At 76.2% G+C, this 12,389-nt stretch carries 13 protein-coding genes; 7 read left to right on the top strand and 6 right to left on the bottom strand.

Translation table 11 applies throughout. From position 1 onward, the window contains the following. Positions 1 to 4 precede the first annotated feature (4 nt). Positions 5 to 142, bottom strand: coding sequence for a hypothetical protein (locus FB458_RS21315; RefSeq protein WP_170185637.1), 138 nt, complete (start codon positions 140 to 142; stop codon positions 5 to 7). A 147-nt stretch (positions 143 to 289) separates the two neighbouring features. On the opposite strand from FB458_RS21315, the gene FB458_RS10435 reads away from it, so the two are divergent. Beyond that, positions 290 to 1,078: a DinB family protein gene (locus FB458_RS10435; protein WP_141848432.1), complete on the top strand. Its 789-nt coding sequence runs from the start codon at positions 290 to 292 to the stop codon at positions 1,076 to 1,078. Between the two features lie 5 nt (positions 1,079 to 1,083). Here FB458_RS10435 and FB458_RS10440 read toward each other — a convergent pair whose 3' ends face one another. Genes FB458_RS10440 through FB458_RS10455 form a run of 4 tightly spaced genes read right to left on the bottom strand, consistent with a single transcriptional unit; the run spans position 1,084 to position 5,073 of the window. Further along, positions 1,084 to 1,911 carry an ABC transporter ATP-binding protein gene (locus FB458_RS10440; protein ID WP_141848433.1) on the bottom strand — a complete coding sequence of 276 codons (828 nt, stop codon included), beginning with the start codon at positions 1,909 to 1,911 and terminating at the stop codon, positions 1,084 to 1,086. Then, on the bottom strand, positions 1,908 to 2,990 hold the full coding sequence (locus FB458_RS10445) for a FecCD family ABC transporter permease (protein ID WP_141848434.1): 1,083 nt from the start codon (positions 2,988 to 2,990) through the stop codon (positions 1,908 to 1,910). Before FB458_RS10445 ends, FB458_RS10440 begins: the two co-directional genes overlap by 4 nt. Next, complete coding sequence (locus tag FB458_RS10450; protein ID WP_141848435.1) at positions 2,987 to 4,033, bottom strand: FecCD family ABC transporter permease; 1,047 nt, start codon at positions 4,031 to 4,033, stop codon at positions 2,987 to 2,989. Before FB458_RS10450 ends, FB458_RS10445 begins: the two co-directional genes overlap by 4 nt. Next, a complete protein-coding gene (locus FB458_RS10455) occupies positions 4,030 to 5,073 on the bottom strand; it encodes an iron-siderophore ABC transporter substrate-binding protein (RefSeq protein WP_141848436.1) in 1,044 nt (347 codons plus the stop codon). The genes FB458_RS10450 and FB458_RS10455 overlap by 4 nt, the downstream gene beginning before the upstream one ends. A 108-nt stretch (positions 5,074 to 5,181) precedes the next feature. Between FB458_RS10455 and FB458_RS10460 the strand changes: the two genes are divergently transcribed. From FB458_RS10460 to FB458_RS10480, 5 genes are all read left to right on the top strand, one after another. Then, entirely contained in the window at positions 5,182 to 5,841 is a 660-nt protein-coding gene (locus FB458_RS10460; RefSeq protein WP_141848437.1) for a DUF2470 domain-containing protein, read from the top strand. Positions 5,842 to 6,026: 185 nt separating this feature from the next. Next, the gene (locus tag FB458_RS10465; protein ID WP_141848438.1) at positions 6,027 to 6,194 is read left to right on the top strand and encodes a zinc transporter permease; all 168 of its coding nucleotides are present in this window, start codon (positions 6,027 to 6,029) and stop codon (positions 6,192 to 6,194) included. Between the two features lie 117 nt (positions 6,195 to 6,311). Beyond that, complete coding sequence (locus tag FB458_RS10470; protein WP_141848439.1) at positions 6,312 to 8,891, top strand: heavy metal translocating P-type ATPase; 2,580 nt, start codon at positions 6,312 to 6,314, stop codon at positions 8,889 to 8,891. A 180-nt stretch (positions 8,892 to 9,071) separates the two neighbouring features. Then, positions 9,072 to 9,515 (top strand): MarR family winged helix-turn-helix transcriptional regulator, encoded by a 444-nt coding sequence (locus FB458_RS10475; protein ID WP_170185638.1) that lies wholly within the window; start codon positions 9,072 to 9,074, stop codon positions 9,513 to 9,515. A gap of 256 nt (positions 9,516 to 9,771) precedes the next feature. After that, complete coding sequence (locus FB458_RS10480; RefSeq protein WP_141848441.1) at positions 9,772 to 10,044, top strand: hypothetical protein; 273 nt, start codon at positions 9,772 to 9,774, stop codon at positions 10,042 to 10,044. 81 nt (positions 10,045 to 10,125) lie between these two features. Here the strand turns inward: FB458_RS10480 and FB458_RS10485 are convergent, their stop codons facing one another. Then, the gene (locus FB458_RS10485; RefSeq protein ID WP_141848442.1) at positions 10,126 to 11,625 is read right to left on the bottom strand and encodes a sensor histidine kinase; all 1,500 of its coding nucleotides are present in this window, start codon (positions 11,623 to 11,625) and stop codon (positions 10,126 to 10,128) included. Positions 11,626 to 11,696: 71 nt separating this feature from the next. Between FB458_RS10485 and FB458_RS10490 the strand changes: the two genes are divergently transcribed. Then, positions 11,697 to 12,383, top strand: a complete 687-nt coding sequence (locus FB458_RS10490) for a response regulator transcription factor (protein ID WP_141848443.1) — start codon at positions 11,697 to 11,699, stop codon at positions 12,381 to 12,383. Positions 12,384 to 12,389: the final 6 nt, after the last annotated feature.

The following is a 12,389-nucleotide window of genomic DNA, read 5'->3' on the forward strand; positions in this document are numbered from 1 at the left end:
CCCGTCAGTCCGGGTCGCCCGGGCCCTCGGCGGGCGCCGGACCGGCGAGGAGCCGCTCGACGCGCTCCATCGCGAACGGCAGCAGGGCTCCGGCGGCGAGCACCGGCAGGAGGACGAGCAGGGCGTGGTCGATGGTGTCCATCGGGTCGTGCCTTTCGCGGGGAGGACCGCGGCCGAGGGATGTCCTCGGATGGGGGTCGGAGGCTGATGTCCGAATTGTGCACCACCGGGACGGATGTGACCAGTGTGACGCGCGGGGCGTGTCGGGGGTGGGTGCCACCCTGGGCCGATGGACCTCCGCGACACCGACCTGCGCGCCTCGACCCTCACCCGGGTGGACCTCACCGGCGCCCGCTTCGAGCAGGTCGACCTGCAGGACGCCTTCCTGCGCAACGTCGACCTCACCGGTGCCCGGCTGCGCGGGGCGTGGCTCGAGCGGGTCGACGTCGACGGGGAGCTGCTCGGCCTCACGGTCAACGGGGTCGACGTCGGCCCCTACGTCGAGGCCGAGCTCGACCGGCGCCACCCGGAGCGGGTGCTGGTCCGCGCGGCCGGCGACGGGGGAGCGGACGCGGTGCGGACCGCCTGGGTCGCCGTCCGCGACGCCTGGGGCCCGGTGCTCGAGCGCGCCCGGGCGCTGCCCGAGCCGCTGCTGCACGAACGGGTCGACCACGAGTACTCGTTCCTCGAGACGCTGCGGCACCTGGTCTTCTGCACCGACGCCTGGCTGCGGCGGGCGGTGCTCGGGGAGGAGTCGCCGTTCTGGGGCGCCGGGGTGCCGCACGACGAGATGGAGGAGGACGACACCCCGGTGCCGGTCGACCGTGCCGCCGACCCGGATCTGCCGCAGGTGCTGGCGGCGCGCGCCGAGCGGGTGGCCGCCGTCGACACGGCGCTCGCCGGGCTCACCGACGAGCGGCTCGGCGGGACGACGACGGTGACGGGGGAGGGCTACCCGGCCGCGGGCGAGTACGCCGTACGACGCTGCGTCATGGCCGTCGTGCGCGAGGAGCAGGCGCACCGGCTCTTCGCGGAGCGCGACCTCGCGGTGCTCGAGGCCCGGGCCGCACGCGCCTGAGGGACTCAGGCGACGTGCCGACCGACCCGGTGCCGGCCGATGGGCAGCACGAGGGGGGTCCCCGAGATGGGGTCGGGGACGACGCGGCACGGCAGACCGAAGACGGCCTCGACGACCTCCGGCGTGATGACCTCGTCGGGGCGGCCCTCGGCGTGCACCCGCCCGTCGCGCACGGCGACGAGGCGGTCGGCGTAGCGCGCGGCGAGGTTGAGGTCGTGCAGGACCATGACGACGGTCGTCCCGCGCTCGTCGCGCAGGTCGAGCAGCAGGTCGAGCACGTCGACCTGGTGGGCGACGTCGAGGAAGGTCGTCGGCTCGTCGAGCAGGAGGAGGTCGGTCTGCTGCGCGAGGGCCATGGCGATCCAGACCCGCTGGCGCTGGCCGCCGCTCAGCTCGTCGACCCCCCGGTCGGCGAGGTCGGCGACGCCGGTGGCGGCCATCGCCTCGGCGACGGCCGCGTCGTCCTCGCGGCTCCACCGGGCCAGCAGCCCCTGGTGCGGGTGCCGGCCCCGGGCGACGAGGTCGGCGACGACGATGCCCTCGGGCGCGGTGGGGCTCTGCGGCAGCAGGCCGAGGGTGCGGGCGACGTCGCGCGAGCGCATCCGGTGCACGTCGCGCCCGTCGAGGACGACCCGTCCGCCCGTGGGGGCGAGGAGGCGGCCGAGGGCGCGGAGCACCGTCGACTTGCCGCAGCCGTTGGCCCCGACGACGGCCGTCACCTCACCGGGCGCGACGGCGAGGTCGAGGTCCTCGACGACCCGCAGGTCGCCGTACGCGAGGCTGACGCGCTCGGCGCGCAGCCGGTGGGCGGTGGTCGCGGGCGTGAAGGTCACAGCGAGGCTCCCGAGCGGTTGGTGCGGACGAGCAGGTGGACGAGGTACGGCGCCCCGAGGACGCCGGTGACGACGCCGACGGGGAAGCGGGTGCCGAGGGCGTACTGCCCGACGAGGTCGGCGACGACGACGAGCAGCCCGCCGACCAGCGCGCTCGGCACCAGCAGGGACCGGCCGGCCGGCACGAGGCGGGCCGCGATCGGCCCGGCCATGAAGGCGACGAAGGCGATCGGGCCGGCCGCCGACGTCGCGACGGCGAGCAGGCCGACCGCGGCCAGCAGCAACAGCATCCGCGTGCGGCCGACCCGCACGCCGAGCGAGGCGGCGGCGTCGTCGCCGAGGCGCAGCACCTCCAGCGCCCGGCCGCGCGAGGCGAGCAGCGGCAGCAGGACGGCGCAGGCGACGGCCAGCGGGACGACCCGCGACCACGTCGCGCCGTTGACGTTGCCGGTGAGCCACCGCATCGCCGTCTGCAGGTCCCACTCACTGGCCCGCGACAGGACGTAGGTGACGACGCTGTCGAGCATCGCGCCGACGCCGATGCCGACGAGGATGAGCCGCGTGCCGGCGAAGCCCGGCCCACCCGCGGAGACCAGGTGGATGACGGCGGCGGTGACCAGCGCACCGACCAGCGCGACGACGGCGACCCAGGTGTCGTCGAGCGACAGCACGACGATGGCGACGACGCCGGCTGCGCTCGCGCCGGAGCTGATCCCGATGACGTCGGGGGCGGCGAGCGCGTTGCGCAGCAGCGTCTGGAAGGTCACGCCCGCGGCGCCGAACGCGAGCCCGGCGAGGGCCGCGAGGCACGTGCGCGGCAGCCGCAGCCCGCCCACGGTGAACGACGCGCCGGGCACCCGCTCACCGAGGACGACCCGCAGCACCTCGCCCGGCCCGTAGAAGGTGTGGCCGACCATGAGGGCGACGAGGCAGGCACCGAGCAGGAGCAGGGCGAGGACGGCGACGACGAGGTGGTGCCGGCGGGCGCGGGCCCGGCGGCCGGCGCGCAGCCCCGTGACGCCGGGGGTGGTGGCGACCGGCGCGGTCGGGCCCGTACGGGGCGCCGTACGGACGCTCACAGCTCGCGCACCGTGCGGCGCCGCACGATCCAGACGAAGAACGGGGCCCCGACGAGGGCGGTGACGATGCCGACGTCGACCTCGGACGGCCGGGCGACGACCCGGCCGACGACGTCGGCGAGGACGAGCAGGGCCGAGCCGCCGACGGCGCTGAGCGGGAGCAGCCAGCGGTGGTCGGAGCCCACGACGGTGCGCACCACGTGCGGGACGACGAGCCCGACGAAGCCGATGGGGCCGGCGATCGCGGTGGCCGCGCCGGCGAGCACGACGGCCCCGGCGGCGGCGAGCAGCCGGGTGCGGCGCACGTGGACGCCGAGGCCGGCGGCGAGGTCGTCGCCGAGGGCGAGGGAGTTCAGGCCGCGGGCCATGGCGAGGCAGAGCAGCGCCCCGGCCGCGAGGACGGGGAGGGCGACGGCGATGCGGTCCCAGGACGCGCCGCCGACGCCGCCGATCTGCCAGAAGCGGAAGCGGGTCATGACGTCGACCCGCGGCAGCAGGATCGCGCTGACCAGCGAGCTGAGCGCGGCGCTCGTCGCGGCGCCGGAGAGGGCCAGCTTGAGCGGGGTGGCGCCGCCGCGGCCGAGCGCGCCGACGGCGTACACGAAGGTGGCCGCGACCGCCGAGCCCGCGACCGCGACGACGAGGTAGCCGGTCGCCGACGACAGGCCGAAGGCGGTGATGCCGACGACGACGAAGAGGGCCGCGCCGGAGCTGACGCCGAGCAGGCCGGGGTCGGCGAGCGGGTTGCGGGTCACGCCCTGCATGACCGCGCCGGCGAGGGCGAGGGCCGCGCCGACGAGGACGGCGAGGACGGTCCGCGGGACGCGCTGGGTGACGACCGCGGCGTCGAGGCCGCTGCCGCCGCCGGTCAGCGCGGTGACGACGTCCCCGAGCGGCACGGTGCGCGCGCCGACGGCGACGGACAGGGCGACGAGGAGGGCGAGCAGCACGACCGACCCGACCGCCCAGGTGACGCGCAGCCCGACCGGCCGCCGCTGCGCCGGCGCGGCGGCCGGTCGGGCGGGCGCGAGGGTCCGGCTCACGCCGCCGGCTGCAGGGCGTCCGCGAGCAGGTCGAGGTACCGCTCGACGCCCCACCGGATGTTGAGCGGCGAGGGGTTGGCCGCGGCGGCGAGCGGGGTCGAGTCCGGGAGGACGGCGACGTGGCCGGCCTTGATGGCGGGGACCGTGGACAGGACCGGATCGGCCTGGAGGGTCTTCAGCGTCGAGGCGTTGCCGTAGGTGACGACGAGGTCGACGTCGTCGAGACGGTCGGCCTGCTCGGTGCTCACCGTCGTGTAGAACGCCTGCGTCCGGGCGGTCTCCTCGGCGACGAGCGCCGGGGCGGGCAGGCCGAGGTCGGCGAGGAAGCCGGGTCGGGTGTCGTGGCCGGTGTAGAAGCCGATCTTGCTCTTGTCGGCGGGGTCGAAGGTCGCGAAGAGGACCTTCTTGCCGGCGAGCGTCGGGTGCTCCGCGAAGTCGTCCCGCACCGTCTTCTCGACGTCGGCGACGAGCTGCTCGCCCTCGGCCTTCTCGCCCATCGCGGTGGCGCTCACCGTCACCATCTCCTGCCACGGGGTGCCCCAGGCGACCTTCGGGTAGGCGATGGTCGGCGCGATCTGGGAGAGCTTGTCGTAGTCCTCCTTCGTCAGGCCGGAGTAGGTGGCGAGGATGAGGTCGGGCCGGGTGTCGGCGACCTTCTCGAAGTCCAGGCCCTGGGTCTCGTCGAACAGGACCGGCGTCTGCGCCCCGAGCTCGGCGAGCCGCTGCGCGTCCCACGGCAGGACGCCGTCGCCGTCGTCGTCGCCCCAGGTCGCCTTGCTCATCCCGACCGGGACGACGCCGAGGGCGAGGGGCACCTCGTGGTTGGCCCAGGAGACGGTGGCGATGCGGGTGGGCTTCCTCTCGACCGTCGTGCTGCCGAAGGCGTGCGGGACGGTGACCGGGAAGGCGGCGGCGGACCCGGTGGAGCCCGCCGTGGCGGCGGGGTCGTCGCCGGTGGCGCCGGTGGCGGCCGACGAGCAACCCGCGAGGGCCAGGGCGAGGGCGGCGACGGCGAGCGCGACCGGACGGGGGAGACGCATGAGGGTCCTCTCGGAGAAGGCTGGGCACGACCTGATGAGGTTAGCCTAACCTCAGTTAGGTGGACCTTGGTCACCAGGCGTCCGGGGCGACAGGAAGAGGTGGGCGGGATGACGAGCCGGGTGCGGACCGAGCCGAGCGCGGCCGAGGCGGCACGGACCGCGCTGGCCACCTGGTCGGCGGGGAGCCTGCTGCTGCGCCGCTGCCCGGCCGGGGGGCGGTCGTGGGGCGTGGACCTCGAGGGCGGCGTGGAGGGTCGCCCGGTCCTCGTGGTCGAGCCCGGGTCGCCGGTGGTCGCCGCGCTGCGGGCCTGCCCGGTGGGGGTCCTCGTCCTCCCGCCGGCCGGACCGCCCGACCGGTCGGTGCTGCGCCTGACGGCGCGCTTCACGCCGTTGCGCGGCGCGTCGACCGACGGACGGCGCCGCTACCGGTCCGAGCTGCTCGCGGTGTGCCTCGTGGGCCCCGGCCGACGACCCGTCGAGCCGGCCGCCTTCGCTGCGGCCGAGCCGGACCCGTTGCGGCAGAGTGCCGCTCGCGTCGTCGACCACCTCGCGTCCCGTCACCGGGGCGAGCTGCTCGCCTGCCTGCGGGCGCAGGGGTACGACGCCCTCGACGTCGTCCCGCGCGCGGTCGACGGCTACGGGCTCAGCCTCGCCGTCCTCGACGCGGACGGCGTGCGTGCGGTTCGGCTCCCGTTCCCCGGGGGCCCGGTTCGCGACGCCGACCTCGACGCCGGGTGGGCGCTCCCCCTGCGCTGCGCCTGCCCCTGACGTCCGCACCGCCGGGGCACCGGTGCCCGCGGGGTGCGGACGCTGCGGGGCGGCGCCCTACAGCGTCCGAGGTCTCGGCCGTCCCCGCCGCCACGATCTCGGACGCAGCGGGGGTAGGTGGCGGTGGTGGGGGCGGCGACGGGGTACGACGACCTCGACCGAGCCACCCCTGCCGAGGAGCCACCGTGACCACCACCCCTGCGACCCCCGAGACCCACGACACCCACGCCGACCACGAGCACGTGCACGGCGCCGACTGCGGGCACGAGGCCGTCGAGCACGGCGACCACGTCGACTACGTGCACGACGGGCACCGTCACGCGGTCCACGACGACCACGTCGACGAGCACTGAGCCGACCGCGACACCACCGACCCGGCACGCACCACCCCGAGGGGTCGACCGCGACCGGTCGGCTCGTCGCGTGCCCCGACCCCCGGCTCGGATACCCCTTGGGGGTATCGTGGAGGAATGCCCGAGCACCATCACGACCACGCCTCCCTCGCCACGCAGCCGACCACCGCCGACCCCGTGTGCGGGATGACGGTCGCGGCGGACGCGCCGCTCGCGGCGGAGCACGACGGGACGACGTACCGCTTCTGCTCCGAGCACTGCCGGGCTCGCTTCGTCGCCGACCCCGAGGCGGTCCTCGGCCGCGACGACGCCGGGCACCACCACCATGGTCACCACCACGGCGACGACCACGGCCACGACCGCGACCACCGCGACGCGGCCGACACCGTGGTCGACCCCGTGTGCGGGATGACCGTCGCGGCGGACGCGCCGCTCGCGGCGGAGCACGACGGGACGACGTACCGCTTCTGCTCGGAGCACTGCCGGGCCCGCTTCGTCGCCGACCCCGAGGCCGTGCTGCACCCGGCCCCGGCGGCGCCGGCCGACGCGGCCGCTGAGTACACCTGCCCGATGCACCCGGAGGTGCGCCAGCACGGCCCCGGCAGCTGCCCGATCTGCGGGATGGCCCTCGAGCCGGTGCTCGTCACCGCGGACTCCGGACCCCACCCCGAGCTGGCCGACATGACCCGCCGCTTCCGGATCGGGCTCGCGCTCGCGGTCCCCGTCGTCCTGCTCGAGATGGGCCGCCACCTCGTCCCCGCGCTCGAGTCGGCGGTGCCCGGCGACGTCTCGGCCTGGGCCCAGCTCGTCCTCACCACCCCCGTGGTGTGGTGGGCCGGCTGGCCCTTCCTCGTGCGCGGCTGGGCCTCGGTGCGGACGCGCAACCTCAACATGTTCACGCTCGTCGCGCTGGGCACGGTCGTGTCGTGGGCCTTCAGCGTCGTCGCCACCCTCGCGCCGGGGCTGCTGCCGGCGGCGTTCCGCTCCGGCATGGGCGAGGTCGACACCTACTTCGAGCCGGCGGCCGTCATCACCGTCCTCGTCCTGCTCGGGCAGGTCCTCGAGCTGCGGGCCCGGGACCGGACCTCGGGCGCCATCAAGGCCCTGCTCGACCTCACCCCTCCGACGGCGCGGCGCCTGGCCGACGACGGGGAGGAGCACGACGTCGCGATCGAGGAGGTCCGCGTCGGCGACCGGCTGCGGATCCGTCCCGGGGAGAAGGTGCCCGTCGACGCGACCGTCGAGCAGGGCCGGTCGGCCGTGGACGAGTCGCTCGTCACCGGTGAGTCACGGCCCGTGAACAAGCAGGAGGGGGACTCCGTCGTCGGCGGCACCGTCAACGGGGCCGGGGCGCTCGTCGTCGTCGCCGACAAGGTCGGCACCGACACGGTCGTCGCCCGCATCGTCGCGATGGTCGCGCAGGCGCAGCGCTCGCGCGCGCCGATCCAGCGGTTGGCCGACCGGGTCTCGGCGTGGTTCGTCCCCGCCGTGCTCGCGGCCGCGGTCGCCGCGTTCGTCGTGTGGGCCCTCGTCGGCCCCGACCCGCGGCTCGCGCACGCGCTCGTCGTCGCGGTCAGCGTCGTCGTCATCGCCTGCCCCTGCGCGCTCGGCCTGGCGACCCCGATGTCGGTGATGGTCGGCATCGGACGGGGGGCGCGCACCGGGGTGCTCGTCCGCGACGCCGAGGCCCTCGAGCGGCTCGAGAAGGTCGACACCCTCGTCGTCGACAAGACCGGCACCCTCACCGAGGGCCGGCCGTCCGTCACCGGGTTCGAGCTGCTCCCCGGCGCCGAGCGGGTCGACGGCGGGCCCCTCGACCACGACGCGGTGCTGGGCCTGCTCGCCTCGCTGGAGCGGGCGTCGGAGCACCCGCTCGGCCGCGCCGTCGTCCGCGCCGCCGAGGAGGCCGGCGTCGCGACCGCCGACGTCACCGACGTCGAGGCCCCGTCGGGCCAGGGGGTCCGCGGCACGGTGCGCGGGCGCACCGTCCTCGCCGGGACGGCGTCGTACCTGCGGGGGAGCGGGGTCGACGGCGCCGAGCTGGACGCCGTACGGCGCCGTGCGGACGAGTGGCGCGCGCAGGCCGCCACCGTCGTGCACGCCGCGGTCGACGGCCACCTCGTCGCCCTCGTCGCGGTCGCCGACCCGGTCCGCGCGTCCGCGTCCTCCGCCCTCGCCGCGCTGCGCGCCGAGGGGGTCGAGGTCGTCATGCTGACCGGCGACGACGAGGTCACGGCGCGCGCCGTCGCCGGCCGGCTCGGCGTCGAGCGGGTCGAGGCCGGGGTCCTGCCCGAGGGCAAGGGGGAGGTCGTCGAGCGGCTGCGCGCGCAGGGCCGCGTCGTCGCGATGGCCGGCGACGGCGTCAACGACGCCCCCGCGCTGGCGGCCGCCGACGTCGGCGTCGCCATGGGCGGCGGCACCGATGTGGCCGTCGAGAGCGCCGGGCTGACCCTGCTCAACGGCGACCTCGAGGGGCTCGTCCGGGCGCGGGCCCTGTCGCGCGCGACGATGCGCAACATCCGGCAGAACCTCGTCTTCGCCTTCGTCTACAACGCGGCCGGCGTCCCGCTCGCGGCGGGGGTGCTCTACCCGGCGCTCGGGTGGCTGCTGTCGCCGGTGGTCGCCGCGGCGGCCATGTCGCTGTCGTCGGTCAGCGTCATCGCCAACGCGCTGCGGCTGCGCTCGACGCACCTGTGAGACCAAGGCGCCGGCGACCCGTTCATCTCGGTGGGTCGCGCAACCGTCCGAGAAGCCAACCGTCATGTGATCTGACTGCTCGGTTGCCGAACTATCACCCTGGCGTCTACAATTCGGGCATTCGGTCGGAAAACGGCTGAGTCTCTCGAAGGGACAGCTGTGACCGGTGGAGGACCGTCCGTGCTCGAGGAGAGCGACCCGCTCGCCGGGGCGGACCTCCTCCGCTCGGTCCAGCTCCTCGTGATCGCCGTCGGCCACTACCGCTCGGTGGTCGCCGACGACCTCGGGCTGCCGGCGAACGACAGCCAGGCCCTGCAGGTCCTCGACGTCCTCGGGCCCATGCCGCAGATGGACCTCGGTCGACGGCTGCGCCTGACGAGCAGCTCGATGACGGCGCTGGTCGACCGGCTGGAGACCGCGGGGTACGCCGAGCGACGGCCCGACCCGGGCGACCGGCGTCGCTCGATCGTCGTCCTGACCCCCCGCGCCGACCGCGCGCTGGAGGCCGCCCGCACCACGATGGAGCAGCACCTGGCCGCGGACCTCGTGGCCGACGAGGACCTGGCCCGGGACCTGCGGCGGCTCGCCGCGGACGTCGGCGGCATCGAGTCCATCGACGCCTGAGCCGGCCCGCGGAGGGAACTTCCCCATTCTCGCCCCGGACAGGAGGCGGAGCGCTACCGTGAGCCCTGGCTCTCGTGGGGAGGGCCGGGGGAGATGCGTTCCGTGGGGGAGCGTCCAGATCCCGGGAGGCCGGCGGTCGCTGGGGAGCGGCTGGCCGGCCTCCGTTCTCCCCGGCCGTCCATGCCGCCGCCCTGTCCCACCCTCCTCCCGCACCGCTCCCAGGTCGCGGTCACGTCGACGTGGTCGACTGCCGGGCGTGAGCAGCATCGGGCACGACACCCTGCGCGTCGTCGTCGTCCTGGCCGTCCTCGCGGTCGGCGTGCTCACCGTCGTCCTCGTCGACCGCGACGCCGCCCGCTGCGCCCGGCGCCCGGCGTTCGCCGCCGTCGCCCTGGTCCTGCTCGTCGGGTCCGTGACGGGTGTCGTGCAGACGGTGCGGCTGGGCGACGGCTTCGCCACGGCCCTGTACGGCGCCCTGCTCGCCGCCGTCGCGCTCGCGACCGCCCGGGTGGTCGCCGCCCGCCGCTGACGGGGGCGGTGTACTCCCGCGCCCGGCGCCCTCACCGCGTTCCGGACTCACGTTGTGCCGCTTCCGGCGACCTCGGCGGGCTCAGGACGCGGCAGAACGCGAGTCCGGAACGCGACCGAGGGGGCCGGCGGGCAGCTGGACGACCACCCGGGCCCCGCCGAGCGGGGAGTCCTCCACCCGCACCGTCCCGCCGTGCCGGGCCACGAGGTCGGCGACGATGGCCAGCCCGAGGCCCGACCCGCCGGTGTGCCGGCCGCGGCTCGCGTCGAGCCGGACGAACCGCTCGAGCACCCGCTCGCGGTCAGCCGGCGGCACCCCGGGTCCGTCGTCGTCGACGACGAGCCGGACGCCCGTTCCCGTGCGCTCGAGGCCCACCCGGACCTCGCCCCGCGCGTGCTGGAGCGCGTTGTCGACGAGGTTGCGGCACACCTGCGCGAGCCGCAGCCGGTCGCCGACGACCTCGACCTCGCCCGCGTCGTCGCGGACGGCGACCGCCCCGGCCACCGCCCGCGCCCGGGCCGCCTCGGAGCGGACCACCCCGGCGAGGTCGACGGGCTCGCGGGCGAGGACCAGCCGGCCGTCGTCGGCCCGGGAGAGCAGGAGCAGGTCGTCGACGAGCCGCGCGAGGCGGGTGGTCTCGCCGCGCAGGATGGGACGCAGCTCGGCGACCGCGGCCGGGTCGGCGGGGTCGAGGAGCTCGCCGAGCCCGTGCAGCGTCGCGACGGGCGAACGCAGCTCGTGGCTCGCGTCGGCGACGAAGCGCCGCTGGGTCGCCCGGGCCCCCTCGAGCCGGGCAAGCATGGCGTTCATCGTCGTCGCGAGCGCGGCCACCTCGTCACCGGTGTCCGGCACCGGCACCGACGCCGCGACCGACGTGGCCCCGAGCTCCTCGACGCGGGCCCGGATGAGCTCGACGGACCGCAGGGTCCGGCCCACCCGCCACCAGACGGTGGCCGCGCCCAGGGCGACGACGAACGGCCACACGAGGACGAGCAGGACGGCCGTCGTGCTCACCGCGTCGGTCTGCTGGTCCTGCCCGGCGGCCACGAGGACGACGTACGTCGTCCCGTCCGGCGCGGCCACACCGCGGGCCACGACGAGCGGCGAGCGGAACCGGTGCGAGAGCGGGACGACGGAGCGGCCGGTGACCACCGTCCGCCCCGGGTCGGCGCGCAGGGCCGCGAGCTCGGTGCTCGGCAGCAGCCCGGTGGCGTCGACCGCCTCGACCCCCTCACCCACGTCGAGCGGCCCGCCCGCGGCGGCCGCGAGCCCACCGTCGGGGCCCACGACGGCGACGAGGGTGTCGGCGGGTCGGCCGACCTGCTCCGCCGCGCGCACCGCGGGCACCCCCGAGCGGGCGAGCAGGGCGGCGTCCTCGTCCAGGCGGGCCGTGAGCGAGTCGACGAGGGTCGAGACGAGCAGGGCGTGCAGGACGAGCAGGACGATCGCGCCGCCGACCGCGAGGCCCACGCCGAGGACGACCGCGGCCGCGGTCGCCGCCTGCCCCCGGACCGAGCGCAGCGCGGTGCCCGACCGCCGGGCGAGCGGCAGCAGGCGGCGGGGGACGGCCGGGGGGCGCACCGGGACAGGCTGGCACAGGCCGGCTCAGCGGCGTCTCAGGTCGCCGTCCGGCCCGGTGCGAGACTGACCCCGTGCGGATCCTGCTCGTCGAGGACGAACGCCCCCTGGCGGAGGTGGTGCGCCGGGGCCTGGTCAAGGAGGGCTTCGAGGTCGACGTCCTGCACGACGGCGAGGAGGCGCTCTGGCGGGCGGGCGAGCAGCCGTACGACGTCCTCGTCCTCGACATCATGCTGCCCGGCCTCGACGGCTACCAGCTCGTCGAGCGGTTGCGCGAGCGACAGGTCACCACGCCCGTGCTCATGCTCACCGCGCTCGACGACGAGTACGACCAGGCCCAGGCCTTCGACCTCGGCGCCGACGACTACCTCACCAAGCCGTTCAGCTTCGTCGTCCTCGCCGCCCGGCTGCGGGCGCTGCACCGGCGCTCGGGGAGCGGCGCGGCGGCGTCCGGGCTCCTCGAGGTCGGCGACCTGCGGCTGGACCCGCGCACCCGGCGCGTGCACCGCGGCGACCACGAGATCCGGCTCACCGCGAGGGAGTTCGCGCTCCTGCGCTACCTCATGGAGCGGCCCGACGAGGTGGTCGGGAAGCGCGAGCTGCTCGACGAGGTGTGGGACCCCGGCTTCGACGGACCGGCCAACGTCGTCGAGGTCTACGTCGGCTACCTGCGCCGCAAGCTCGACGTCCCGTTCGGGGTCGCGTCGCTGGAGACGGTGCGTGGCGCGGGCTACCGGCTCGTCGCCTCGCCGACGCCCTGAGCCGGC

The organism is Lapillicoccus jejuensis (genome assembly GCF_006715055.1).
Lineage (GTDB): Bacteria > Actinomycetota > Actinomycetes > Actinomycetales > Dermatophilaceae > Lapillicoccus > Lapillicoccus jejuensis.